The following is a 23956-nucleotide window of genomic DNA, read 5'->3' on the forward strand; positions in this document are numbered from 1 at the left end:
CCGCACCGGCGGAGAGACGCTGGAAAGCAGGGGTCGGAGGGGGGACAACCACGTAGGAGTGTTCCCATGAACGGTCGACGTGTGCGTCTGGCTGTGCTGGCACCACTGGCGGTGTCGTCACTGGCGCTGGGGTCCATGACGTTCTCCGCCACGACAGCGGCGGCGGCGTCACCCAGCTGCTCGGTGGGGACGGGTAACGGCCAGAACGCCGTGCAGGTCAGCGGCAGTGGCTTCAAGCCGAACAAGAGCGTTGTCGTGGATTCCTCCCAGGGAGCGGACGGCAGCGTGAGGGCGAACGCCAACGGCAGTTTCTCCACGACGATCATGGGCGCCCGGGGCTTCGTGACCGCCCATCAGGTCGGCACCTCCGGGGCCAAGTGCGGGATGGTGAAGAAGGGCCAGCAGAACGACGCCAAGGCGCAGTACCGGCAGGGTTTCAGAGACGGCTTCGCGGATCTGAAGAAGGACTGCAAGAAGAACCAGCAGCAGTTCGCCGTGCCCCAGAAGGTGGACCCGAACTGGCAGAAGGGCTACGACGCGGGCGCCGCCTTGGCGTCGAAGCAGTTCTGCAAGCACTAGACCCGTCCGTCGGGACCGGGTCGCACCGCGCCCAGGATCGGGTAGCCGGCGATCGCCGAGAGCTCCACCTTCTCGCCCGGCCTGGGCGCCTGGACGACCTTGCCGTCGCCCACGTACAGCGCCACGTGCGTCGCCTCGGGGAAGTACACCACCAGGTCCCCGGGGCGCAGTTGGCTCAGTGGGACCTTGGGCAGCCGGTCCCACTGTTCCTGGCTGGTGCGCGGGAGCGGTGTTCCCGCGTGGGACCACGCCTGGGACGTCAGGCCCGAGCAGTCGAACGCGTCCGGGCCCTGCGCCCCCCACCGGTACGGCTTGCCGAGCTGGTCCAGGGCGTAGTCGACGGCACGGTCGCCCGCCGGTGAGGCGGGGCGGTCGGCGGGCAGGGCGCCCGCGCTGGTGAGCTTGCGCTGCGCCTCGCTGACCCCCTGCTCCTCCAGCCGGGCCACGGCCGCGAGCTGCTCCGGGGTGAGACCGGCCAGCATGCGCTCCACGTCGGCCAGTCGCGCCCGGACGTCGTCGCGCTGGCTCCGCTGCCGGCCGGCGAGGGTCTGCTGGGTGTCGAGGGCCTTGCGGGCCGCACGGGCCAGCGTGTCCTTCCGTCTCTCCGCGGCGGTCAGCCGGGCCACCGTCCGGGCGTGTTCGCGGGCGAGTTCGCCGATGACGTGGCCCTCGTCCAGGGCGTGCTGCGGGTCGGGGGCGAGCAGGACACGGACGTAGGGGCCGAGGCCGCCGGCGTTCTGGTACTGCTGCCGGGCCAGGCGCCCGGCGTCGGTCCGGCTGCCCTGCAGGGCGAGCCGGGCGCGGGTCAGTTCGCCGTCGAGGCGGGTGACCTCGGCGCGCTGCCGTTCGAGCTGTTCCGTGGTGGCGTCGTAGGTCTCGGTGGCCTGTTCGGTCTGCCGGTACAGCCGCTGGAGATCGCTCAGCAGGCGGGCGACGGACGGCTGGGGAGCCGGTGCGGCGGCGGCGGGCACGGGCACGAGGACGGCCTGGGCCGCCACCGCGGCCGCGCAGGCCAGGCGCGGGAGCATTCCTGACACATCATCACCTCGGGTGCTCAGAGGAAGAAATTACTTCCGCTTATCGCACCGCTAGTACGGCAGGTGTGTGCGGGGCGCGCCCCGAGCGTGCGCGGTTCGGCGCAGCCCTGTCACCCGTCCGTGTCGTCCGGCTTGCCGGACGGCGTGATGTCCGGCTTGGACCAGGGCCACCTCGGCCGCCCGCCCGACCGGTCCTCGGGGGCGTACCGGTACTTCCACCCCTGGATCAGTCCCAGCCGCCTGCTGTGCCCGCGCGGCACGCGGTGGTAGACGAGCACCGTGGGCGGACCGCCGTCCGGGTCCGGTACGGGGATGCGGTACGTCTTCGGGGGGTGCCCGGTGGGGCCGAGCAGCACGGGCAGCACACGGCCGTCCATGGGCCCGCCCTCGAAGGGGGTGTCCTGGCTCTTCACGGGTTCAGTCTCGGCCATCCCCGGCGAGCGCGCCGACGAGCGCGGCGGTCTGCGGGTCACGGCCCGCGGTGACCGTCAGGACGGCCACGAACTGCTCCACCAGCCAGTCACGCAGCTCCCCGGCCGGCGGCTGCTTGTCCTCGTCGAGCCAGATCAGGGAGGCCGCCTCCACGGCCGTGATCCACATGCGGACGGTCATCCGCAGCCGGGCGCCGGGGTCGAGGACGCCGAGGTGCCGGCAGATGTGCTGCGCGGCGGACCGGCGCACCCCGTCCACGAGGGCGGTCGTACGGGAGGTCTCCACCACGCTGCCGCCCTGGAGCAGCGCGCTGAACCCGGTGTCGTGCTCGTCCACGAATGCCAGATAGCGGTCCAGGACGCGGGACAGGCGGGGCAGCAGCGGGCCCTCGCGCGGCTCGACGAAGCACTGCTGGAGCTCCTGCGCGGCCGACCCCAGCGCCGCCTCGTACAGCTGCTGCTTGCCGCCCGGGAAGTACCGGTACACCAGCGGCCGCGAGACTCCGGCCGCCTCCGCCACGTCGTCCAGGGACACGTCCTCTGGGGCGCGGTGCGCGAAGAGGGAGAGCGCGGCGTCGAGGAGCTGACGCCGCCGCTCCTCGACGCTGAGCCGGCGATAGGCGGGGGTGGCGGACGGGGTCATGCCCCGCAGCCTAATCGCCGTGCGGGCGCGGGGGGTCAGGCCAGCAGCCCCGAGGACCTCCACAGCCGCCGGCCGACGCCCCGGAGCACCCCGATGTCGTCCAGGAAGTCGGTCAGCCGCTTCGCACCCGTCTGCATGACCTCCCGCCGGTGGCCGCTCGCCTTCACCTGCGCCATGGCCTCCCGCTTGTCGAGGCCGACGTTGGCGTACACGTCCGGGTTCACGAACGCCACCGAGAACACCCGGGCGAACTCCCCGGAGGTGACCCGGGTGAACTCCTGCGACCACTTCGGGGCGGTCACCATCTGGCGCCGCAGCTCCTCACGGGCGTACCGGACGTGCCGCGCCTCCTCCACCACGTGGATCCGGGTGACGCCCCGGACCAGCGGCTGGACCCGCTCGTCGGGGAACGTCAGGCGCTGCATCCAGTCCAGGACCTCCTCGCCGAGCAGCGTGGCGGTGAACGAACCGGGGGTCGTGGAGATCGTCTTGAACAGGCGGCCCAGGTTCTGGTGGGCCCGGCTCACCGGGTACCAGGGCGTGCCGCCGTGCGTGATCAGCCGGGCGAACATCTTCGAGTGCCGGCACTCGTCCTCGATCTCGGTGAGCGCGTAGCGCACGTGCGCGCTCGTCGCCGCCTTGTCGTAGACGTGCCGGACCAGCAGCTGCATCAGGATCAGCTCGAACCAGATGCCGAGCGAGGCCAGCGCCGCCGCCTCGTGCCGGGAGAGCAGGAGCCGCTGCTCCTCGCTCATCCGCTGCCACATCGGGGTGCCGTACAGCGACACCAGCTCCGGGGGCCAGAACCACTTGCCCTCCTCGAAGGGCGCGTCCCAGTCCAGCTCCTTGTCCGGGTCGAAGGAGTGCTTGGCGGAAGAGACGAGCAGCCGTTCGGCCACCTGTTCCCGGTCCTTCAGCAGGCCGAGCGCGTCGCGCAGCCCGTCCAGCGCGTCCTCTTCCGTCAGGGTCGTCATGGCTCCCTCACCTCGTTACCCGGGGGTAGTCGTCTCGCCTCTTATGAGACTGCCTGTCAGCAAGCTCGTCAATCCCCCGGGCGCGACTTGTTGCGCCGGTGAGCGCGCCCGGCCGCCCGAACCCGGCCGGCGCGGACGCGGCGCGGGTGCGCTCACCCGGATGCAGTAGCGTGCTGGCGTGTCCATGCCTCCGCAGCCGCAGTACCCCTACGGCCCGCAGCCCCCTGCGGCCCCCGGCCCATACGGTTCGCCGTACCCCCAGCAGCAGCCGTACCCCGCGCAGCAGCCCTATCCGCAGCAGCCGTATCCCCCGCAGCAGCCCTACCCGCCGCAGCCGTACCCCGGCTGGGGCGGTGTGCCGCCCATGGGGCCGCCGCCGAAGAGGCGCCGGGTGGGTCTGGTGCTCGGGATCGTGGGCGGTGTCGTCACGCTGGGCGTCGTGGGGCTGGTGCTGCTCGGGATGGTGGCCGAGAGCGGCTTCCCCGAGGCGAGGAACAAGCTCACGCTGCCGCACACCCTGCTGGACGGCACCTACGTCTTCGCCCAGGACTACTCCGGCACCGAGGGCAAGAAGGTCGAGCGGGAGGCGGACGGCGCCTGGGACGTCAAGGACATCCACGCCGTCACCGCCCGCTACAGCCCGGGCGGCGACGACACCAAGGGGTCACTGCTGGTGTCCGGCATGTACGGCCGGTTCAAGAACGAGGCCGCGGTGCGGCGGAAGATGCTCAAGGGCGCCGCCGAGGCCGACGACGTCACGCTCGGGGAGCCCGCGCGGGACATCACCCCGTCCGGCGCGGACACGCCCGTCAGCTGCGAGGTGCTGATCCAGAAGAACGCCCTCGTCACGCTCACCTACCCGGTCTGCTCCTGGGCGGACGGCAACACGGCGGCCATCGTCGGTACGGTGGGCGTGGAGAAGAAGGACCCCGCCGACATCGACCTCGACGCCGCCGCCCGCGACACCCTCAAGGTCCGTACGGAGATGCTCAAGCCGATCGGCTGACGGCCGCCACATCCCCGGCCGCCGCCGTCTTCCCGGCCACCGCCGTCTCCGTCTCCCTGGCCACCGCCGTCTCCCTGGCCGCCGCGGCTTCCGCGGCCGCCTGCGGCGCGAAGGGCGTCCGCAGGGAGAAGGCGTACGGCGTCGGGCCGTGCGCCCGCAGGTGCAGCAGTCGGTCCTCCGCCTCGGCGACCGCCGGGCGGTGGCCGGCCGGCACCCACCACAACGCGGTCATCGCCTCCTCGGGCCGCTCGAACCACTCCCGCCGCCGGGCGAGCAGCTCCCGGTGCCGGCCCTGGTACATGAACGCCGTCAGCGCGTCCGTGTCCCGCCACACCGACATGTTGATGATCAGCCACTCGTCGCCGAGGACGGGGACGGCGGTGGCGTTCCCGTCCTCGCCCTGGAGCCGCCACACGAAGCCGTCCGCGGTGTCCGCCACCGCGTTCACGGGGTCGAGGGCGTCGACGAAGTCCTTCAACTCGGGCGAGTCGAGAGGGTATCTGAGGCGGGCGATGTTGACCTGGGCGAGTCGGTACGCGATCACGGATTCCGTCATGGGCGCACGGTAGGTCGGCCACCGGGCCCCCGGAACCCCCCGTCTCAGCCCGCGAGAACCGCCCGCATCACCTCCTTCGCGATCGGTGCCGCGTCCCCGCCCCCGCTGATCTCCCCCCGGTCCGCCGAGGCGTCCTCCACCACCACCGCGACCGCCACCTGCGGCTCCGGCGCGTCATCGGCCTGCGCCCAGGACACGAACCAGGCGTACGGCACGCCCGCGTTGCCCACCCCGTGCTGGGCGGTGCCGGTCTTGCCGCCGACGATCGCGCCGGGAATGGCCGCCCGGGTGCCGGTGCCCTCCTCGACCACGCCGGCCATCAGCTCCCTCAGCCGGGCCGCCGTGGACGGCCGCATCACCTGCCGTCCCGGGCGGGCCGCGCTGCCGGTGAGCGTCTCGCCGCCGTGCCGGGTGGTGCGCTCCACCAGATACGGCGGACGCAGCAGGCCGCCGTCGGCGACCGCCGCCGCGACCATCGCCATCTGGAGCGGCGTGGCCCGGGTGTTGTACTGCCCGATCGAGGACAGCGCCAGCTGTGCCCGGTCCACCCGGTTGTCGAAGGTGCTGGGCGCCACGGAGAACGGGATGCGTAGATCTCGGTCGTTGAACCCGAACGCCTGTGCCGTGTCCGCCATGTCCCGCACGCCCACGTCCACGCCCAGCTTGGCGAACACCGTGTTGCAGGACCACTCGAAGGCGTCCCGCACCGAGGTGTCCACGCAGCCCTCGCCCTCGTTGGTCAGCCGGGTCGTGGTGCCGGGCAGCCGGTAGGGGTCGGGGGAGTCGGTGGGCGCGTCCAGGTCCGTGACCACACCCGCGTCCAGCGCCGCCGCCGCGGTGACCACCTTGAACGTCGACCCCGGCGGATAGGTCTGCCGTACCGCCCGGTTGAGCATCGGCTTCTCCGGGTCACTGTTGAGCCGGGACCACGCCGACGTCACCGCCTCGCTGTTGCCGGACAGTTCGGCGGGATCGTACGACGGGCTGGTCACCAGCGCCAGGACGCGGCCCGTGGCCGGGTCCAGCGCGGCCACCGCGCCCTTGCGGCCCGCCAGCCCCCGGTACGCGGCCTCCTGCGCCTTGCGGTTCAGGGTCGTCACGACGTCCCCGCCGCGGTTCGGCGCGCGCGTCACGTCGTTCCACACCGGCAGCGGTGCCAGCATCGGGTCGGTACCGGAGAGCACCCCGTCCTCGGCGTGCTCCAGGAACGTGGTGCCGTACCTCTGCGAGGCGAAGCCGGTGACCGGCGCGTACAACGGCCCGTCCAGGTAGCCGCGTTCGAAGCGCAGCTGCTCGCCGGTGTCCACGGAGCCGGTGACCGGCACGCCGCCCACCAGGATGTCGCCGCGCGGCTGCTGGTAACGGGCGATCGTGGCCCGGCGGTTGGCCGGGCTGTTGGCGTACTCCCCGGACTGCACGACCTGCACGCGGGCCGCGTTGCCCAGCAGGGCCGCCAGCAGCAGGGCGCAGAACGCGCTGGCGTGCCGGATGTACTTCGCCATCGGGCGCCCGTTCTCGGGCAGCCCCCCGTACTCGGTCACGGCGCCTCCCGGCCGTCGTACTGACTGCGCGCCGAGTCGCTGACCCGGATCAGCAGCGCCACGATCGCCCAGTTGGTGACCACCGAGGAACCGCCCTGGGCGAGGAACGGCATCGCCATCCCGGTCAGCGGGATCAGCCCGGTGACCCCGCCCGCGATCACGAACACCTGCAACGCCATGATCGAGGCCAGCCCGACCGCGAGGAGCCGGCCGAAGGGCTCGCGCAGCGCCAGGCCCGCCCGGTAGCCGCGCTCCACCAGCAGGGCGTACAGCAGCACGATCGCCGCGAGACCCGCGAGGCCCAGCTCCTCCCCGGCGGTCGCCAGGATGAAGTCCGACTTGGTGGCGAAGCCGATCAGGATCGAGTGCCCGAGCCCCAGCCCGGTGCCCAGGATCCCGCCGGCGGCGAAGGCGAACAGGGACTGCACGAGCTGGTTGGGTCCCTGTCCGGCCTGGATCGTGGCGAACGGGTGCAGCCAGTCCTCGATCCGCCCGTTGACATGCGGCTCCAGCCGCCCCACGGCGACCGCGCCGACCACGGCCAGCAGCAGCCCGACCGCGATCCAGCCGGTCCGCCCGGTGGCGACGTACAGCAGCACCACGAACAGCCCGAAGAACAGCAGCGAGGTCCCGAGGTCCCGCTCCAGCACCAGTACCCCCACGCTCACCACCCAGATCGTGACGATCGGCCCGAGGACCCGGCCGGTCGGGAACTGCATGCGCCACAGCCGGCGGCCGGTGAACGCGAGGGCGCTGCGGTTGGCGGCCAGATAGGCGGCGAAGAACACCGCGAGCAGCACCTTCGCGAACTCGCCCGGCTGGATGGAGAACCCGGCGATCCGGATCCAGATCCGGGCGCCGTTGACCGCGGGGAACAGGATCGGCAGCGCCAGCAGCACCAGGGCGGCCACCACGCACACGTACGCGTACCGCTGGAGCACCCGGTGGTCGCGCAGCACCAGGACGACGCCGATGAACAGCCCGATCCCGAACGTCGACCACACCAGCTGGGTCGGGGCCGCCCGGTCGCCGGGCGTCTCCAGGTCCAGCCGGTAGATCAGCACCAGCCCGAGCCCGTTGAGCAGCACCCCGATGGGCAGCGGCAGCGGATCGGCGTACGGCGCCCGGATCCGCACCGCGAGATGCGCGAACAGGGCGAGCACGCCGAGTCCGGCGCCGTAGCCGGCGGCACCGGGCGGGACGGAGCCGGTGCGCGCCAGCCCCACCGCGCAGTAGCCGTACACGGACAGCAGGACGGCCAGCACGATCAGGGCCGCTTCGATGCCCCGGCGCCGGGGGAGGCGGGGAGCGCGCGGGGGAGCGGGGGCCGCCGCCACGGTGGTTCCGGCCTTCGTCATGCCCGGAACCTACCGAAACGGGACGACTTGTGGGTGTTGTTCGACGGCCGCGTCAGCACCAGCGTGGCGCGGGGCCGACGTTCCGGATGCAGGTGGCCGGGCCCCAGGCCCAGGTGCCGGCCACGGCCGGTGCGGCCGCGACACCGGCGGCCGGCGCCCCGGTGGCGACGGCCACGGCGAGGCACCGGGGCGGGGAGCGGCGTAGGCGCATGGGGTCGCCTCCAGAAAAAGGGGGTGGAACGTGACCAATCGCCACATCAGGAGGCCCCTCGGGGGTGACCTTTTTTGCTGGGCCCGACGGACGGCGCGCGGGCAAGGGGGACGGGGCCGGGGGACGGGCGAGGGGGACGGGGACGGGGGCCGGGGGACGGGCAGCGCCGTCACCCGGGCCCCGGCCCCCGCTCCCAGCGCTACCCCTCGCCCGGCAACGTCAGCGTGGCGACCGCGCCGCCGTCCACCGCGTTGGCGAACGAGAGCCGGGCCCCCAGTACCTCCGCCTGCCCCGAGGCGATGGTCAGCCCGAGCCCGTGGCCCCTGGCCCCGCCCTCCGTACGGAACCGCTGCGGCCCGTGCTCCACCAGGCACTCCGGGAACCCGCCACCGTGGTCCCGCACCGTCACCACCGGCCCGTCCACCGTCAGGACCACCGGAGGGCGACCGTGCAGGTGCGCGTTGGCCACCAGGTTCCCCAGCACCCGCTCCAGCCGCCGCCGGTCGGTCTCCACCCGCGCGTCCCGCAGGACCCGCACCTCCGTCTCCGTCCCCGACGCCCGCACCACCCGCCCGGCCAGCGCGCCCAGCTCCTCCGTGTCGGCCTCCAGCCGCTCCCGCCCGGTGTCCAGCCGGGAGATCTCCAGCAGGTCCTCGGTGAGTGTGCGCAGCGCCGCCACCCGGTCCCGCACCAGCTCCGTCGGCCGGCCCGGCGGCAGCAGCTCCGCCGCCGCGTGCAGCCCGGTGAGCGGGGTACGCAGCTCGTGCGCCACGTCCGCGGTGAACCGTTGCTCGCTCAGCAGCTTGCCCTGCAACGACGCGGCCATCGAGTCCAGGGCCGCGGCCACCGCCGCCACCTCGTCCTGCGCCCGGGTCGGATCCTTCGTCCGCGGATCCTCCACCCGGGCGTCCAGGTCGCCCGCGCTGATGCGCCGGGCCACCCGCGCGGTGCCGTGCAGCCGCCTGGTCACCCGGGTCACCGCGAACGCGCCGACCAGCACGGTCGCCCCGATGGCGAGCCCCGACGACCACAGGATCGACTGGTCGAGGCCGGCGATGGTGCGGGACTGCTGCGAGTAGTCGACCTCCACGGCCAGCGCCCGGCGCCCGGCCACCGGTCCCGCCGCCCACATGGTCGGGCGTCCCCGGTGCGTCGAGACCATCGTGCCGCGCTCCCCGGTCACCGCCAGGGTCCGCAGCGGCGTGGGCAGCCCGGCGGGGTCCACCGCGGCGCCCGGCAGCAGGGTGTCCCCGGCCTCGTACGCCCGGGTGGCGTCGGTCAGCCGGGACAGCGCCAGGTCACGGGCCTGCCCGACGGTCTGGTTGGTCACCGACACGTGGACCAGCACGCCGAGCAGCGCGGCCAGCGCACAGCACATCACCGTGATGAACGCGGCGGCCTTGACGGCGAGCGTCCCGGCCCAGTGGGGCAGCGCGAGCCTCATCGCCCGCTCGCGGAAGGCGAGACGGACGGTGACGCTGAAGGCGACACGGAGGTGGAAGACGACACGGAGGCGGACGGAGACACAGAGACGGACGGAGTCGCGGACGGCGTCCTGCCGTGCCGCCCGTCACCGACGTGCAGGTACTCGTCGCGGGAGAACACCATCGCCCGCTGACCCGGGTCCCACACCCAGGTGGTGCGGTACTCGTAGCCCGAGATGTCGGCCGGTGAACGTTCGATCAGCGCCCGGCCGGCCAGTTCCACCCCGGTGATCGCGTCGTTGTCGGCCAGCACCTGCACCAGCCCGTGCTTCTCGACGGTGTAGACCCGAACGCCCGTCTGGTTCGTCGGATACAGCCGGAAACCGAGTGTGAGATCGGGCCGGCCGTCCCCGGTGAGGTCCCGGTAGTACGGCTCCAGCAGCGGACACCGGGCCCGGTCACCCCCCGGACGGCACTCCTTCATCCGGCCGACGGTGGCGTGGTAGGTGCCCTTCGGCCCGTAGTCGGCCGGGTGCGCTTTCAGCTCCGCCTCGACGACGTCCACCGGATCCACCTTCCGGATGTCGTCCCCGGGCACGGTGACCCCCTTCACCGTCTCCCTGGTCGCCACGTCGTACGGGTAGGCCGGGCTGGCCGCCGGCCGCAGTCCGGGCCAGAGCCTCACGGGGCTCGCGGCGGCCGGGGTCGACCCGGCGCCCCGCAGCCCGCCGGTGTCCCCGCAGGCCGCAGCCGTCGCCGCGAGCAGGGCGACGGCGGTCACGGCGAGGGCGGTACGCGCGGGACGACGGGCTGGCACGGTGCTCCTGGGCGTCGGGTTCGATCCCGTCCACCTTAATTCGTGGGTGCGCCGGGGCATGTGCCCAGCCTGAGCCGACCACCCGTCCCGCGCACGGCACGGGGCACCGGGGAGGGGCGCCGTGCCCGGCTGGGCGGTACGGCCGCCGGGCGGACATGGGCCGCCAGGGGCGGTAGGGACAACACTGCCGGGGACAAGACTGCCGGGACCAGCCGGACACCACCGCCGGAGGAGCGCTACTCGGCCTCGGCCAGCTCCTCCAGCAGCCGCACGGTCGCCAGGCCCGCCCGCAGGTACGCCACGAACAGCTCGTTGTGCAGCGCCCACGCCGAGCGCCGGGCCCGGATCAGCCGGATCGCCTCGTCGGCGCGCTCACCCCGCCGCACCAGGGCGTGCCCGATGACCAGCCCCGACCGGTTGTACCCGTGACAGCAGCGCACCAGCACCCGGCGGCCGGCGTCCAGCGCCTCGTCCACCGCCCGCGCCAGCCGCATGACCCCGGCGAGCTGCGTCCCGTCCAGCGGCCCGTCGGGGATCGGCCACACATGGTGCTCCACGCCCGGAGCGGGCCCGTACCCTGGTAGCCGCAGCAGGGTCTGGACCACGTCGAACTCGTCGCGTACGACGGCGGACTCCAGGCGTCCGGAACGGCCGCGGAACTCGTGCCCGCCCATCCACAGGCCGGGCAGGATCTCGTTCCACGGGCTCTCCGGAGCCGGTACGTCGGGCTGCTTTCCGTGGGTCCGCACCGGCGCCTCCCCAACTCCCTCGCGCGAGGGCCGTCCTCCACGGTAACCGGTCTTGCCCCGGGAGCACCCCGCCTGTTCCCATGGTCGAGGGGTGATGGCACATGAGCGGACTGCGCGTGGTGCCGGCCGGCCGGCACGGCAGGGAACGGCTGTACGTCTGCCGCGCGGACGGAAGCAGCGTCGCCTGGTACGACCGTGAGACAGGCCGGGTGAACCTGCTCGGCGAGGACAGCGGGGACGCCGTGCTGCACGCGCTGCGGCCCTTCCTCACCGGCCCGGTCACTGTGGGGCCGCCCCCGGTCCCGACCCCCGCCGAGTACGCCCGGCTGACCCTGCACCCGGACGACGACCTGGCCCCCAACCGCCCCGGCGAGGCCCTGCTCGTCGCCCTCGACCGCGACCCCGGCCCCGCCCACCGGCTGCGCCCCGACCCCCGCCGGCGCGCCCTGGCCGCCGAGCAGGGCGCCGGTGAGGCACTGGACGGGCTGGAGGGCGCCGGCTGGCACACCCTGCACTCCGTACCGTTGCCCGGCGGCGGCCGCATCCACCACCTGGTGATCGGCCCCGGCGGTCTGTTCGCCGTCCACGCCCTGTACGCCCGCAGGACGCGCGTCCTGGTCGCCGACCCCATGATCAGCCTGGGCCGCCGCGCCGCCGAGCCGCTGCTGCGCCGCCTGCGCGCCGACGCCGACCGCGCCTCGTACGCGCTGACCGCGGAGGTCCGGGCGGTGCTGGTCCTCACCGACCCGGCCGAGGTGACCGTGACCGCGCAGCCGCGCCGGGTACGGATCCTGCGGGACACCGAGCTGGCGGACCTGGCCCGGCTGGGCGGGGTCCTCAAACCGGCGGACGTGGAGGCCCTGCACGGGATGGCCCGGGACCGGAACACCTGGGGGAGGGTCTAGCGCGGGCGCGGGCACAGAAGCAGGTCAGGGCAGGGGTGCGGCCTTGGCCGGGTCCGTCAGCGGGGCCATGAGGTCACCGAGGTCCTGGAGCCGGGCGGCGATGTCCCCGGCCCGGAACTCCAGCTGTGCCGGGCTGCGGCAGCCGGCGACCTCCTCCCAGGTCACCGGTGCGGACACCAGCGGGGCCCGGCGGGCGCGCACGGTGTACGGGGTGGCCGTGGTCTTGCGGGCCGCGTTCTGACTCCAGTCGACGAACACCTTCCCGGGCCGCAGGCTCTTGTTCATCCGGTGCACCACCAGCCGGGGCATCGCCCGCTCCGCCTCCACGGCCAGCGCCTTCGCGTACTCGGACGTCCGCTCGGAGGAACTCCCGCGCACCGCGGCCAGCAGGTGCAGCCCCTTCGACCCGGCCGTCTTCGGGTACGCCTCGATCCCGTCGGCGGCGAGCCGCTCACGCAGCCACAGAGCGACCTCGCAGCAGTGCACGATGTGCGCGGGCGCACCCGGATCGAGGTCGAAGACCAGCCGGTCGGCCTCGTCCGGGGTCTGCACCAGCCACTGGTGGGTGTGGAACTCGGTGACCAGGTTGGCCGCCCAGACCAGGCTGGGCAGGTCCTGCACCACCACCATCCGGGCCGGACCGTCCGCCGACGAGCGCGGCACCTTCGCGGTCGTGACCCACTCGGGCGTACCCGGCGGCACGTTCTTGGCGAAGAACAGTTGTCCGTCGGGGCCGTCCGGATAACGCAGGAAGGACACCGCGCGGTCGCGCAGATGCGGCAGCAGGGCCCCGGCGGTGGTCGCGTAGTAGTGCAGCAGCTCCGCTTTGGTGAAGCCGGTCTCCGGATACAGCACCTTCTCCAGGTTGCTGAGCGCGACCCGGCGCCCCTCCACCTCTGTGATAGGCGTCATAAGATGACAATCCCAGACGAACCGGGGAAATCGGGAAAGGCAGGGTGCGGTACGTGCGATCGATCTGGAACGGCGCCATCTCCTTCGGTCTCGTCACCATCCCGGTCAAACTGGTGAACGCCACGGAGAACCACGCCATCTCCTTCCGCCAGATCCACACCGAGGACAGTGGCCGCATCCGCTACCGCAAGGTGTGCGAACTGGAGGACCGCGAGGTCAGCCAGGACGAGATCGGCAAGGCGTACGAGGACGCCGACGGCTCGATCATCCCGATCACCGACGAGGACCTCTCCCACCTGCCCATGCCGACCGCCCGCACCATCGAGATCGTGGCCTTCGTGTCGGCCGACCGGATCGACCCCCTCCAGATGGGCTCGGCGTACTACCTCGCGGCCGGCGGAACGCCCGCCGCCAAGCCGTACACCCTCCTGCGCGAGGCCCTCAAGCGCAGCAACAAGGTCGCCATCGCCAAGTACGCGCTGCGCGGCCGGGAGCGTCTCGGCATGCTGCGGGTCGTGGGGGACGCCATCGCCATGCACGGCCTGCTGTGGCCCGACGAGGTACGGGCTCCCGAGGGCATCGCCCCCGACGCCGACGTGACCATCCGCGACAAGGAACTCGACCTGGCGGACGCCCTCATGGAAACACTCGGTGAGGTCGACCTGAAGGACCTGCACGACGAGTACCGCGAGGCCCTGGAGGAGGTCATCGCGGCCAAGGCCGCAGGCGAGACCCCGCCCGAGGCCCCGGCCCCCGCCACCGGCGGCAAGGTACTGGACCTCATGGCCGCGCTGGAGAACAGCGTCCGAGCGGCCCGCGAGTCCCGCGCGACCCCCACCGGCGAGGCCGAGGTCACACCGCTGCGGGGAGGGGCGGCGCCCAAGGAGACCGGGGGCAAGAAGACGACGAAGGCCACCGCCGGCAAGCCGGCCACGGCACGGAAGTCGACGTCCGGGGCGGGGCAGGACACCAAGAAGACGGCGGCGTCCGCGAAGAGCACGGCGAAGAAGACGACGGCCACAGCGAGAAGCACCACGAAGGACACGGCCACGAGCACGCCGAAGGACACGGCCACGAACACGGCGACGAGTACGGCGAAGAAGACCGCCCCGAAGAAGACGCCGTCCCGGAAGCGGTCCGCCTGAAGGAACCCTCCGGGCACCGACGGGGCGGACCACCGGCACCGGCACCGGAGCGGACCCCGGCCCTCCGGGCGGACCGCTCGGCCGGCCGTCGTTCCCGGCCGGCTCAGGCCGTCGCGGACGACGGCAGGTCGGCCCCGCTGTTGAACCGGTGGATGACCTCGACCAGCGGGACCGGGTCGGGGAACACCCCCGAGACCCCGGACGGGTCGTCCCGGTTGAACGGGTCCTCCCACAGCAGACCGGGGTCGAGCGCACCGTTGTCGGTCAGATGGTCGATGACCAGGCGCACGAAGTCCTGCTGGGCCCGGGTGGCCCCCGCATCCTGGAGGAACGCGGCGAACGCCTCCTCGACGGCCTCGCGTTCCAGACCGACGAGGGAACGGATGAACCTCCCGAGACCATGAGCCCGTTCGGCGGCGGCGTGCACGTCGTCCTCCGTACCGATCCGGGCATCCACGAGCATCCGGCCCAGCTCGTCCAGGTCCTGCTGGGTCAGCGTCCTGTTCCGGCGGAGCTTCTGCAGGGTCACGTGGTTCAGGTTCCCGGCCAGATACGCCTGGGCCTTCTGCCGGAACCGCTTGGCGTTGACGCCCTTGGCCGCAGCGGTCAGCTCGATCTCCCGTACCTCGCCCAACTCCTCGGCCAGATCGGTGTAGACGATTCTCCGCGGCGTCCCGGTGATCAGCCCGACCAGGCCGCGCATCCGCAGGCGCGCGACCTCCACCATGGCCGCGGTGACGTCCTGCCACCACTCCTCGCCGGCCACGTCGTCCAGCAGCGCGACCTGGGCCGCGATCTGGGTCGCGTCCCGGTTCTCCAGCAGCGCCGATGCGATGGTCCGCACGTTCTCCCGCACCCGTGACACGTCGATGTCCGTTCGCAGGGTGCCCAGTTGGAGGGTGAGCATCATCAGGTCGAAGCGCTTGGCCTTCTCGTCGGTGCCGTCCCCGCGGTCGGCGGTGGGCAGGTCGCCCAGGTTCTCGACGAGGTCACCCAGGTCCTGCGGGTCGGCGGCCCGGATCCGCTCGCGTGACCAGGCCCCGCGGTCGGCGTAGGTCTCCGCCCAGGAGCGGTGGTCGCGGACGATGAAGTTGTCCAGATTCATCCCGGCCACGGTCTGGTGCAGCCGTGCGGCGACGGCGTCGCGCAAGCCGGTCAGCTCCGCACCGGGATCGTCCAGCAGGTCGATGGTGCGCAGCAGGTCCACGCGGGCGGCGAACGTCCGAGAGCGCAGCGACCTGGCCACTCGTCCCTCGGCGCGCGGCAGGTCCTGGTTGAACCACTCCGCGTTGCCGAGCAGGTCGAATACGAAGAAGTCCTCCTTGTCCCGGCCGGGCCCGTACAGCTCAGGGCGCAGACGGGTGCCGCGGCCGATCATCTGCCAGAACTTCGAGGAGGTGAACACCCGCTTGAAGAAGACCAGGTTGGCGACCTCGGGCACGTCCACGCCGGTGTCGAGCATGTCGACGGACACGGCGATGTCGGGCTGCCCGGCCGGGTCGGAGAACTCGTCCAGGGTCGTCTGGGCGCGGTCGTCCGAGGAGATGATCACGCGCGCGGCCTTGCCGGCCAGGTGGGGGTAGGCATGGTCGAACCGCTCCACGATGTACCGGGCGTGCCGCTGGTTCTTCGCGAAGACGATCGTCTTGGCGATCCGGTCACCGGCCTCGACCCGGTGACCCTTCTCCATCAGGAACTTCAGGGCCTTGTCGATGGTGTCCGTGTTGAACAGCCAGTCGTTCAGGGCCTCACCGTCCACGTCCTCGGGCGGCTCGGCCCCCTCACCCCAGTCCAGCGCGTCCCACTGGTCCTTCTCCTCGTCCGAGAGCTGCTCGTAATGCACGCCCTGCCGGGGGAACTTCAGCGGCACGTCGATGACCCGCGGGGGCACGAGCCACTGGTCCTCGATGGCCTGGTGCAATGGGTAGAAATCGGTGGGGACGCCCTGTTCGAGCCCGAACAGCGAGTAGGTGTTGCGGTCCACCTCGTCCTTGGGAGTGGCGGTCAGGCCCACCAGCAGCGCGTCGAACCACCGGAAGATGTGCCGGTACTGCCGGTACACCGACCGGTGGGCCTCGTCGACGACGACGAGGTCGAAGAAGCCCGGCCCGAACCTGCGGGTCCCGTCGTCGTCGAACCTGTCGATCTCGAACATCATCTTCGAGTACGTGGACACGTAGACGCGGGCCTTGTCGGTCTGGTCCGCCTCCCGCAGGTCCACGGCCGGCACGTCCGGCAGGTTCCTGCCGAACGCGCGCACCGTCTGACGCACCAGCGCGTTCCGGTCGGCCAGGAACAGCACGCGACGCGCCCACCCGGCCTTCAGGAGGGTCTCCACCAGGCCGATCACCGTGCGGGTCTTGCCCGTCCCGGTGGCCATGACCAGCAGCGCCCCGCGCTGCGCCCGGTCGTCGAATTCCTCGGCGACCGCGCGGATGGCACGGCTCTGGTAGTCGCGGCCGGCGATGTCCGCGGCTCGCCCGGGCAGCGGCACGCCGTGGATCGCCCGCCGGTTCCGGCGGCGCTGCTGCATCCACTCCAGCTCGTCGCGGGTGTAGAAGCCCGCGACCGTCCGCGGCGGGTACCCGGGCCCGTGCCGGTAGCCGCCGTCGTCGTAGATGCGGTGCTCATGGCCGTTGGTGGTGAAGACGACCGGGCGGCGCCCGTACATCCTCTCCAGACCGTCGGCGTACATCTCGGCCTGCTTGAGACCGTCCATCGGGTCCCGGCCGGTGCGCTTGGCCTCCACGACGGCCAACGGCAGCCCGTCGTCGCCCCACAGCACGTAGTCGGCGTACCCCGTGCCACCGTCCGCAGCCGCGCCGGGCACCGGGAACTCCCGGTCACGGTCCTCGGTCAGGGGCCAGCCGGCCTCGGCCAGCAGATCGTCGACCAGATCCCTGCGGGTGGTCGCCTCGTCGTAGTCGTGCGTGTCCGCCAGCCTGGAGTTGGCCTCCTTGGCCGCCTGCGCCAGCGCCCTGGCCAGCTCGGCCTCCAGCTCGGAGTTCCGGGCCCGCTCCGCCTCCAAAGCCTCGGCCCCGGCCGCCAGTTCCGCGTCCAGGGCCTCGATCTGCGCGCGCGTCCTGCGGGCCAGGTCCTGCGTCCCGGCCGCGGCACCGGGCGCCGGCAGCGCGGCGGGGTCGAACGTCAGAGAGGACGGCACCGAGCCGGGGTGCCCGGTGTAGGTGCGGGCCAGCCAGTACAGGCTGTGGAACAGCGCGCGCAGCGAGGCCACCGCGTGCTGCACCGTCACCTTCGTCATCGTGGTGTCGTGCGCCGCGCGGTTCCCGGTCCGGCGCACCAGGTGCATCTTGTCCAGCAGATCGGGGCCGACCAGGGCCCCGAACGCCGGCTCGGACAGGCGGCCGTTGAGATCGTCCCGGTACGGCCGGCCCAGCGTGCCGTCGTAGGCGTAGAGCCAGCCGACCGCGGCCTCCAGGGCGCGGCGGGAGTAGATGCCGGACGCGTACGGGTCGAAGCGGGCGTACTGCTCGGCACGGCCGGCCAACTCGTACAGATCAGGCCACTCGGCCTTGACGAACTCGAACGTGTCCACCCCTGGAACTCCCCCGCTCCCGCGTCCACTTGGCGTTGCCGGGATCAGTCAACCAGCCCCCACGCCACACACGCCAGGCCCGCCGGACCATGATCGTGAGCGAGCGCCGCCGGCGCGCCGTCCGCGGACACGGCGACCGTCAGAGGGCACCGCGGAACGCGCGGACCTGGAGGGAGGCGAACAGCGTGTCCAGCTCCGCCAGGTGCGCCTGGTACCGACGGCGTACGGTGTCTACCTGCCGCACCTTGGCCGCGAACCGCTCCTGGTCGTCCGGGTCCGGAAGCGGGAACGTGATCGCGCCGAGGCCCTTCTGGTTCACCTTGTAGGTGCCGTTGGTCGTTCTGGCCACCGCCCTGATCTGTGCCCGCACGTCAGGTGTCCGCCACGCCACGGCAAGGAACTCGGGAACAGCTCGCCGGGTGTCTATGACACCGCCGATCACGGTGTCGGGGAAGATCACGGGACGCCCGTCGGCGTCGGGCCGCCCCACCACCCCCACTCCGACCAGTTCCGGGTTGCCGTTACCGCGGGAGATGAGGAACGAGTTCTCCGCGACGAGCTGGGCCGTGGAAGCCTCCTTGGCGAACTCCGCCACCCTGGACTCCGCAGGCCGGTACACACCGCTCGTCACCGCCGACAACGTCAGCACGCGAGCGGTGATGTTCCCCGAGGTCGCGGGGGACAGCCCGTTGGAGAGACCGTCCACGAGGACGTGCTCGAGCGTGCTCCGGGCGATGTGCCGGTCCGCCGCGAACTCCTTCTGGTACGCGGCGACGACGAAGTCGTCCAGGAGGGCGATCGAGGCCCGCCGCTTCGCCCGGAGACCGTCGGCGTGATCGAGGATGCGGGCGATCCGCCGCTGTTCCGCCTCGGGCGGCACCGCGGGAAGCGTCAGACCGAGGAAGTCCTCCACCGAGGAACGCCGGCGCCGCGGTACCGAGCCGAACGCGATCGAGTCGTACTTCTGGATCATCGGACCGGACAGAAGGACGTACCGCAGGTACGCGGGATCGTATCCGTCCCGCACCCTGAAGGTCGGGTACAGCGGCGAGATCACCCCGGACTCGAACCGCGAGTTGAGCGCCAGCGCCCCCGCCCACAGCAGGTAGGGGTTGAAGGCGAAGTCGTTCTCCCGGATGACCTTGTACTTGGAGACGTCGGTGGTGGCCAGCCGCTTGTGGAAGCGCTCGTCCTGCCGGACGAATCCGTTCCGCTCGGTGAGGGTGAGGACCGGGGGCTCCTCGGCGGCCCCGAGTGTCTCGGTGAACTCCTCCAGGGCGTCCCCCACCCGCAGCGCGGTGGTGCCGCCGGACCCGGCCGAGGGGGCGCTCACGCCAGCATCCCTTCCAGCTCCTCGAGACCCGCACGGATCTGGGCGTCGAGCTTCTTCAGGTTCTCGATGAGGTCGGCGGGCTCGGGATACTCGACCTCCTCGTGCACCACTTCCCTGTACCGGTTGATGGAGAGGTCGTAGTCGTTCGCCGCTATCTCGGCCCTGGGGACCGTGAAGGACTGCTCCGTGCGCGGGCGTGACCTCTCGGACGTCTCGCGCTCGGTCCAGCGGCGCAGGACGTCGGGCAGGTTGTTCCGCTCGTGGTCGGCCTCCACGAATCCACCGGCGGGCACCGGGCCGAACCGGTCCGCCGGCACCAGCATCGTGCGCTTGTCGTCGAGACTCATCCCGTCGGACTTCACGTCGTAGAACCACACGTCGTCCGTGCCGCCCACGCCGGTCCTGCTGAAGAACAGGATCGCGGTGGAGACGCCCGCGTACGGCTTGAAGACCCCGGAGGGCAGCTTGACGATCCCCGACAGATGGTGGTCCTCCACCAGCGTCCTGCGAAGCTTCCGGTGCGCCGCCGAGGAACCGAACAGCACACCGTCCGGCACGACCACCGCCGCCCGGCCGCCCGGCTTGAGCAGCCGCAGGAACAACGCCAGGAACAGCAGCTCGGTCTTCCTGGTCTTGAGGTCCCTGAGCAGGTCCTTGCTGACCTGCTCGTAGTCCAGCGACCCGGCGAACGGCGGATTGGCCAGGACCAGCGAGTACTTGTCCTCGTCGTGGCCCGCCTGCTGGGACAGGGAGTCTCGGTGCTGGATGTCGGGGTTCTCGATGCCGTGCAGCAGCATGTTCATCGAGCCGATGCGCAGCATGTGCGGGTCGGTGTCGAAGCCGTGGAACATGTCGTGATGGAAGTGCCGGCGCCCTTCCTCGGTCCGCAACGTCTGCGCGTGGTGCCTGCGTACGTACTCCTCGGCCACGACCAGGAAGCCGGCGGTGCCGCAGGCCGGGTCGATGATGACGTCGTCCGGGCGGGGAGCCGTCATGTTGACCATCAGCTCGATGATGTGCCGCGGCGTACGGAACTGGCCGTTGGTCCCCGAGGTGGACAGCTTGCCGAGCATGTATTCGTACAGGTCGCCGTTGGTGTCCCGGTTCTGCATCGGGATGTCCGACAACAGCCCGACGACCTTGTCGAGCATGTACGCGTTCGGGACGGTCAGCCGGGCGTGTTCCATGTGCTGGGAGAACGTGGAACCGTCCACACCGAGGGTCTGGAGGAACGGGAAGACCCTCCTGTCCACGACCTCGTACATACGGTCGGGAGCCAGGTTGCGGAACACCGACCAGCGCAGGTCGTTCCAGTCCCGGCCCTGGTCGTCGGTGCCCTCGGGAAAGATGGCGCCGGTAACGGGCCGGCCGAGCACCTGAGCACGCTGGAGCGCGGCGGTGTGCAGGTCGTCCAGGCGGCGGATGAACAGCAGGTAGGTGATCTGCTCGATCACGTCCGTGGGATTGGAGATTCCGCCCGACCAGAACGTGTCCCAGACGCGGTCGATCCTGGCCTTGATGTCACCGGTGATCACGCCCCGAATGATACGTCGCCCCTCCACACCCCTAGCCGTGGATCACGGGACGCCGGCCGGCCGGTGCGGCGGCCCTCCGGACGCGTGCCGGTCCGGAGAACCACGGGTGGCCGACCGGGCGGGCATCTCGGCTCACGAGCACCCACCCGGAGCCGAAACCGGAAACCCCCGCGCCACCGGCGTGACCCGCTCCTCCCGCTGATCCTCCGCGCCCTCGGCGCTCCGGATCACGGCTGCGAAGTGGGGGTGAGCGGTGAGGTGAGTTTCTGGCTGTCGGACCGATCGACAATGCACATCACGTAGTGGAATCCCTGTTTCCAGGTGTTCTCATCGGGCAAAATCGTCTCGACCTGATATGTACTGGCGTCATAAGAGGTTCCGTATTTCTTGGTGCAATCGTCGGTTCGCGCGGACTGCTCGGCCGAGTAGCTCCTGCCAGAAGGCGCCTTCCAGAAACCCGCCATTTGCGCATCATGTGCCGCATCGCATCGTGCTAGATACAGATAATATGCGTCCTTTGTCTCCGTGGCCCTGTAGCAGTCGCCTGTCTCAGCATTCTGCGGCCCGATTTGGTCGCCAGTCTTCCGGAAGGCGCCCACCGCCCCATAGATATTGCTCGTCCTGTTGAAGACGAGGCACACGGAGTCGTGCACGCCGCTCTTCCACCCTTGCTCGCTCGGAGACAGCGAATAAACCTCGGCGTCGGCCATCGCGCTCAACGTGCTCATCGCTTCCGACACGCACCGGTCGTGACCATTGACTTGCGCGTCCGCGAGGGACATCGCGGCGTCGGAAGCGACGACCTGGCCGTCCGGGGTGTCATTCGCGCAGTCCACCAAAGTCAGCTGTGGTGGCTCGGTGGCGAACCTGGTGCCCGTCCAGCGGGCCGTGACGCAATCCCCGCGGCGCAGTTCCCGGGAAAGGCCTACGGCGGCACCGTACGGTTCCACGGAGCCGGTCGCGGACGGGTGCTCGGAGGCGCCGGAGACCGGCGTCTTCGCCGTCGCACCGAGATGCGTCACCACCAACCACGGAACGAGACCCGCGGCCAGTGCTGCGGCGGTCGCGACGATCACGCGTCGGAACGTGCGCGTCTTCGCCCCACCGGAACCACGCTCAGCCGATCCACGCTGCCGGCGCGGCCGGCCCGGCTTCCGGACGCGCGGTCCGTCTGGACGCGGTTCGAGCCGCTGCCCGCGTTCGGGGGACGATCCTTTCACCGGTGGACGGCTCACCTGCGTGACGGTCGCCTGCTGCGTTCGCGGGCCTTCACCGGTGAGCCGGGCGAGCAGGTCTGCTGCCGCGTCGGACCGTAGCCGCCGATCCGGATCCTTGGCCAGCAGGCCGAGAAGGACAGGTGTGAGGTCTCCCGCCCGGCGGGGCGGCACGGGCTCCTCGGTGAGCAGCGCCGCAAGGGTGCCCACGGGGGAGCCCCGATCGAAGGGGCCGTGGCCTTCCACGGCGAAGTAGAGGGTCGCTCCCAGCGAGAACAAGTCCGACGCGGGTGTCGGCTGCTCACCGCGGGCGCGTTCCGGAGCCAGGTATCCAGGTGTTCCGACGAACCCCGAGACAGTGGTCAGGCGTGGCTCGCCGGCGTCCTCCCGGAGTGAGATGCCGTAGTCGGTCAGCAGTACCCGCCCGCTCCCTGCGCTGCCGAGTTCGTGGGGGTCGGTGCTGGTCACGAGCACGTTGCTCGGTTTGACGTCCCGGTGCAGAATCCGCGACCGGTGCCCGGCGGCCAGAGCATCGAGCAGCGAGCGGCCCATGTGAGCCGCAGCGGCCCTGGGGACCGGACCCTCTTCGCAGACCACCGCCTCAAGATCTCGAGCCCCGGGCACGTACTCCATGACGATCCACGGCAAGCCCTCGTGAAGGACGCAGTCGTAGACGGTGACCACATGGGGATTACCACGGAGCCGGGCCGAGTGCCGTGCCTCACTGTGGGCTCTGGCGATGCGTGTGCTCAGCTCGGGGTCGGGCAGACCGGGCGGTACCGAAAGTTCCTTGAGCACGACCTCGCAGTCGAGCTCCTGGTCGTGGGCGCGCCACACACGACCCATTCCACCGGCGCCCAGGCTGCTCAGTAGTCGGTAGCGTCCGGCAACCACGTGACCTGCGGCATCACCCATCTCCGCCTGCCGGTTTCCGCCCGGTCGAACACAGACAGCTCTCACCACTATCTTTGCCCAACACCTCACCGGATGCATGCCGAGGCAACAGGACTGCCACCCCCTGAGCACCGGCCGTCGGCGGGAACTTCGGCTTCTCCCACCCCTCACCGGGGGCCGCTATCGCCCGTCAATGAATGAGAGCGATCGGTGCCTGGGCGTCAGCACTCGGCTTTCGGGCCGGGGGCCGGCCGTGTCTCGGCCGCGTTTCCTCGGCCGGTGGTTGCAAGGTGCACCTGCCGCGCCGTTTTCCCTTTCATCAGCGTCCGACTGCCCCAGGCGTTCCGTCCGGTTCGCGCTCTACGCTCAGGTCGCCGAGGTGCCGACCCTCGCCTTATGGGGGCTTTGGAGGAGACACCGCGCCGACTGGGTGGCGGACAGTCGCGCTGCCCGTACTGCGGCTTACCGCAAGATCGGGTGGCGACGCTTGAGTATGACTGGGTGATGTTGGAACCGGACATGGCTCCGCCGGCCCACACGGTGCCGGCGGAGCACCGGTGGATCGAGACGTCTGATGGACGGGTGACCGTCTACGGGGTCTGTCCGCCGGATCAGTTCCAGCGGTGCCGTATCGAGCACCGCCTGGCCTGTCCGGCGCAGTCACTGCCGGATCTGTGGCCGTGGCTGACGGCCCTGCGAGGGGAGAACGTGCGGCGGGCGGAACGGGATGAACCGCGGCCACCACCCGAGCAATGGCCGGACGTCGGCTGACGACCACTCGGCAACCCCAGGACGGACCAGGGCGACTGCCCCAAGACCCTGTCCGCGAGTACCCCACCGACCCAACCCCGCCCTGGGGCCGGGCAACACTCAATACGGCTGCACAAACGCGAAGACCCCGGCCTCAGCGTTTCCGCTGGTGACGGGGTCTTTGGGCACCTCATGCTGGGTGCCCCCGGCAGGATTCGAACCTGCGCACACGGCTCCGGAGGCCGTTGCTCTATCCCCTGAGCTACGGGGGCGTGTCTGGCGTTGAGCTTCTCGCTCGCGGCGACGGGTAGAACACTAGCAGGTCCGCGGGGGTGATCAGGAACCCGTTCCCGGGGTGCGGGGTGGGCGCGTCCCCGGTAGGGGGT

20 protein-coding genes and 1 tRNA gene are annotated in these 23956 nt (G+C 71.5%); 5 read left to right on the forward strand and 16 right to left on the reverse strand.

The window, feature by feature from the left end; translation table 11 throughout:
- The first annotated feature begins 66 nt into the window (after positions 1-66).
- The gene (locus ABZ117_RS12835; RefSeq protein WP_356820067.1) at positions 67-579 is read left to right on the forward strand and encodes a hypothetical protein; all 513 of its coding nucleotides are present in this window, start codon (positions 67-69) and stop codon (positions 577-579) included.
- Here ABZ117_RS12835 and ABZ117_RS12840 read toward each other — a convergent pair.
- The 4 genes from ABZ117_RS12840 to ABZ117_RS12855 all read right to left on the reverse strand — a co-directional run bounded on the left by ABZ117_RS12840 (position 576) and on the right by ABZ117_RS12855 (position 3664).
- A complete protein-coding gene (locus ABZ117_RS12840; RefSeq protein WP_356820069.1) occupies positions 576-1616 on the reverse strand; it encodes an NlpC/P60 family protein in 1041 nt (346 codons plus the stop codon). The genes ABZ117_RS12835 and ABZ117_RS12840 overlap by 4 nt on opposite strands.
- A 110-nt stretch (positions 1617-1726) precedes the next feature.
- Positions 1727-2029, reverse strand: a complete 303-nt coding sequence (locus ABZ117_RS12845) for a hypothetical protein (protein ID WP_356820070.1) — start codon at positions 2027-2029, stop codon at positions 1727-1729.
- A 4-nt stretch (positions 2030-2033) separates the two neighbouring features.
- Positions 2034-2690 (reverse strand): TetR/AcrR family transcriptional regulator, encoded by a 657-nt coding sequence (locus ABZ117_RS12850; RefSeq protein ID WP_356820071.1) that lies wholly within the window; start codon positions 2688-2690, stop codon positions 2034-2036.
- A gap of 35 nt (positions 2691-2725) precedes the next feature.
- The gene (locus ABZ117_RS12855) at positions 2726-3664 is read right to left on the reverse strand and encodes a diiron oxygenase (protein WP_356820072.1); all 939 of its coding nucleotides are present in this window, start codon (positions 3662-3664) and stop codon (positions 2726-2728) included.
- A gap of 184 nt (positions 3665-3848) precedes the next feature.
- Here ABZ117_RS12855 and ABZ117_RS12860 point away from each other — a divergent pair, with 184 nt between their 5' ends.
- The gene (locus ABZ117_RS12860; protein ID WP_356820230.1) at positions 3849-4670 is read left to right on the forward strand and encodes a hypothetical protein; all 822 of its coding nucleotides are present in this window, start codon (positions 3849-3851) and stop codon (positions 4668-4670) included.
- Here the strand turns inward: ABZ117_RS12860 and ABZ117_RS12865 are convergent.
- The 6 genes from ABZ117_RS12865 to ABZ117_RS12890 all read right to left on the reverse strand — a co-directional run bounded on the left by ABZ117_RS12865 (position 4654) and on the right by ABZ117_RS12890 (position 11326).
- Positions 4654-5226 (reverse strand): DUF3291 domain-containing protein, encoded by a 573-nt coding sequence (locus tag ABZ117_RS12865; RefSeq protein WP_356820073.1) that lies wholly within the window; start codon positions 5224-5226, stop codon positions 4654-4656. The two genes, ABZ117_RS12860 and ABZ117_RS12865, sit on opposite strands and share 17 nt — an antisense overlap.
- A gap of 44 nt (positions 5227-5270) precedes the next feature.
- Complete coding sequence (locus tag ABZ117_RS12870; RefSeq protein ID WP_356820232.1) at positions 5271-6728, reverse strand: penicillin-binding transpeptidase domain-containing protein; 1458 nt, start codon at positions 6726-6728, stop codon at positions 5271-5273.
- A gap of 35 nt (positions 6729-6763) precedes the next feature.
- Positions 6764-8125: an FtsW/RodA/SpoVE family cell cycle protein gene (locus ABZ117_RS12875; RefSeq protein ID WP_356820074.1), complete on the reverse strand. Its 1362-nt coding sequence runs from the start codon at positions 8123-8125 to the stop codon at positions 6764-6766.
- A 410-nt stretch (positions 8126-8535) separates the two neighbouring features.
- Positions 8536-9780 (reverse strand): HAMP domain-containing sensor histidine kinase, encoded by a 1245-nt coding sequence (locus ABZ117_RS12880; protein WP_356820076.1) that lies wholly within the window; start codon positions 9778-9780, stop codon positions 8536-8538.
- On the reverse strand, positions 9777-10577 hold the full coding sequence (locus ABZ117_RS12885; RefSeq protein ID WP_356820078.1) for a hypothetical protein: 801 nt from the start codon (positions 10575-10577) through the stop codon (positions 9777-9779). Before ABZ117_RS12885 ends, ABZ117_RS12880 begins: the two co-directional genes overlap by 4 nt.
- A 236-nt stretch (positions 10578-10813) precedes the next feature.
- Positions 10814-11326, reverse strand: a complete 513-nt coding sequence (locus ABZ117_RS12890; RefSeq protein WP_356820080.1) for a dual specificity protein phosphatase family protein — start codon at positions 11324-11326, stop codon at positions 10814-10816.
- 101 nt (positions 11327-11427) lie between these two features.
- Between ABZ117_RS12890 and ABZ117_RS12895 the strand changes: the two genes are divergently transcribed.
- Positions 11428-12231, forward strand: coding sequence for a nuclease-related domain-containing protein (locus ABZ117_RS12895; RefSeq protein ID WP_356820082.1), 804 nt, complete (start codon positions 11428-11430; stop codon positions 12229-12231).
- A gap of 24 nt (positions 12232-12255) precedes the next feature.
- Here the strand turns inward: ABZ117_RS12895 and ligD are convergent, their stop codons facing one another.
- Positions 12256-13143 (reverse strand): non-homologous end-joining DNA ligase, encoded by an 888-nt coding sequence (gene ligD, locus ABZ117_RS12900; protein WP_356820084.1) that lies wholly within the window; start codon positions 13141-13143, stop codon positions 12256-12258.
- Positions 13144-13196: 53 nt separating this feature from the next.
- Here ligD and ABZ117_RS12905 point away from each other — a divergent pair, with 53 nt between their 5' ends.
- Positions 13197-14288: a Ku protein gene (locus ABZ117_RS12905; protein WP_356820086.1), complete on the forward strand. Its 1092-nt coding sequence runs from the start codon at positions 13197-13199 to the stop codon at positions 14286-14288.
- A gap of 103 nt (positions 14289-14391) precedes the next feature.
- Here ABZ117_RS12905 and ABZ117_RS12910 read toward each other — a convergent pair whose 3' ends face one another.
- From ABZ117_RS12910 to ABZ117_RS12925, 4 genes are all read right to left on the reverse strand, one after another.
- Positions 14392-17844 (reverse strand): DEAD/DEAH box helicase family protein, encoded by a 3453-nt coding sequence (locus ABZ117_RS12910; protein ID WP_356820088.1) that lies wholly within the window; start codon positions 17842-17844, stop codon positions 14392-14394.
- Between the two features lie 139 nt (positions 17845-17983).
- Positions 17984-19177, reverse strand: coding sequence for a hypothetical protein (locus ABZ117_RS12915; protein WP_356820090.1), 1194 nt, complete (start codon positions 19175-19177; stop codon positions 17984-17986).
- A complete protein-coding gene (locus ABZ117_RS12920; RefSeq protein ID WP_356820092.1) occupies positions 19174-20712 on the reverse strand; it encodes a class I SAM-dependent DNA methyltransferase in 1539 nt (512 codons plus the stop codon). The genes ABZ117_RS12915 and ABZ117_RS12920 overlap by 4 nt, the downstream gene beginning before the upstream one ends.
- Before the next feature lie 227 nt (positions 20713-20939).
- The gene (locus tag ABZ117_RS12925) at positions 20940-22919 is read right to left on the reverse strand and encodes a protein kinase (protein WP_356820094.1); all 1980 of its coding nucleotides are present in this window, start codon (positions 22917-22919) and stop codon (positions 20940-20942) included.
- Between the two features lie 297 nt (positions 22920-23216).
- On the opposite strand from ABZ117_RS12925, the gene ABZ117_RS12930 reads away from it, so the two are divergent.
- Positions 23217-23591 carry a DUF6083 domain-containing protein gene (locus ABZ117_RS12930; RefSeq protein WP_356820096.1) on the forward strand — a complete coding sequence of 125 codons (375 nt, stop codon included), beginning with the start codon at positions 23217-23219 and terminating at the stop codon, positions 23589-23591.
- A 179-nt stretch (positions 23592-23770) separates the two neighbouring features.
- On the opposite strand, the gene ABZ117_RS12935 is transcribed toward ABZ117_RS12930, so the two are convergent.
- Positions 23771-23842: transfer RNA gene (locus ABZ117_RS12935), tRNA-Arg, on the reverse strand.
- Between the last annotated feature and the right edge of the window lie 114 nt (positions 23843-23956).

Source organism: Streptomyces sp. NPDC006309 (assembly GCF_040613095.1).
In the GTDB taxonomy this organism is placed as follows: domain Bacteria; phylum Actinomycetota; class Actinomycetes; order Streptomycetales; family Streptomycetaceae; genus Streptomyces.

Excerpts from the sequence above, each read along its gene's own strand:
- ABZ117_RS12835 (WP_356820067.1), top strand. The coding sequence starts at position 67 with ATGAACGGTCGACGTGTGCGTCTGGCTGTGCTGGCACCACTGGCGGTG.
- ABZ117_RS12850 (WP_356820071.1), bottom strand. The coding sequence starts at position 2,690 with ATGACCCCGTCCGCCACCCCCGCCTATCGCCGGCTCAGCGTCGAGGAG.
- ABZ117_RS12855 (WP_356820072.1), bottom strand. The coding sequence starts at position 3,664 with ATGACGACCCTGACGGAAGAGGACGCGCTGGACGGGCTGCGCGACGCG.
- ABZ117_RS12860 (WP_356820230.1), top strand. The coding sequence starts at position 3,849 with ATGCCTCCGCAGCCGCAGTACCCCTACGGCCCGCAGCCCCCTGCGGCC.
- ABZ117_RS12865 (WP_356820073.1), bottom strand. The coding sequence starts at position 5,226 with ATGACGGAATCCGTGATCGCGTACCGACTCGCCCAGGTCAACATCGCC.
- ABZ117_RS12870 (WP_356820232.1), bottom strand. The coding sequence starts at position 6,728 with ATGGCGAAGTACATCCGGCACGCCAGCGCGTTCTGCGCCCTGCTGCTG.
- ABZ117_RS12875 (WP_356820074.1), bottom strand. The coding sequence starts at position 8,125 with ATGACGAAGGCCGGAACCACCGTGGCGGCGGCCCCCGCTCCCCCGCGC.
- ABZ117_RS12880 (WP_356820076.1), bottom strand. The coding sequence starts at position 9,780 with ATGAGGCTCGCGCTGCCCCACTGGGCCGGGACGCTCGCCGTCAAGGCC.
- ABZ117_RS12895 (WP_356820082.1), top strand. The coding sequence starts at position 11,428 with ATGAGCGGACTGCGCGTGGTGCCGGCCGGCCGGCACGGCAGGGAACGG.
- ligD (WP_356820084.1), bottom strand. The coding sequence starts at position 13,143 with ATGACGCCTATCACAGAGGTGGAGGGGCGCCGGGTCGCGCTCAGCAAC.
- ABZ117_RS12925 (WP_356820094.1), bottom strand. The coding sequence starts at position 22,919 with ATGCATCCGGTGAGGTGTTGGGCAAAGATAGTGGTGAGAGCTGTCTGT.
- ABZ117_RS12930 (WP_356820096.1), top strand. The coding sequence starts at position 23,217 with ATGGGGGCTTTGGAGGAGACACCGCGCCGACTGGGTGGCGGACAGTCG.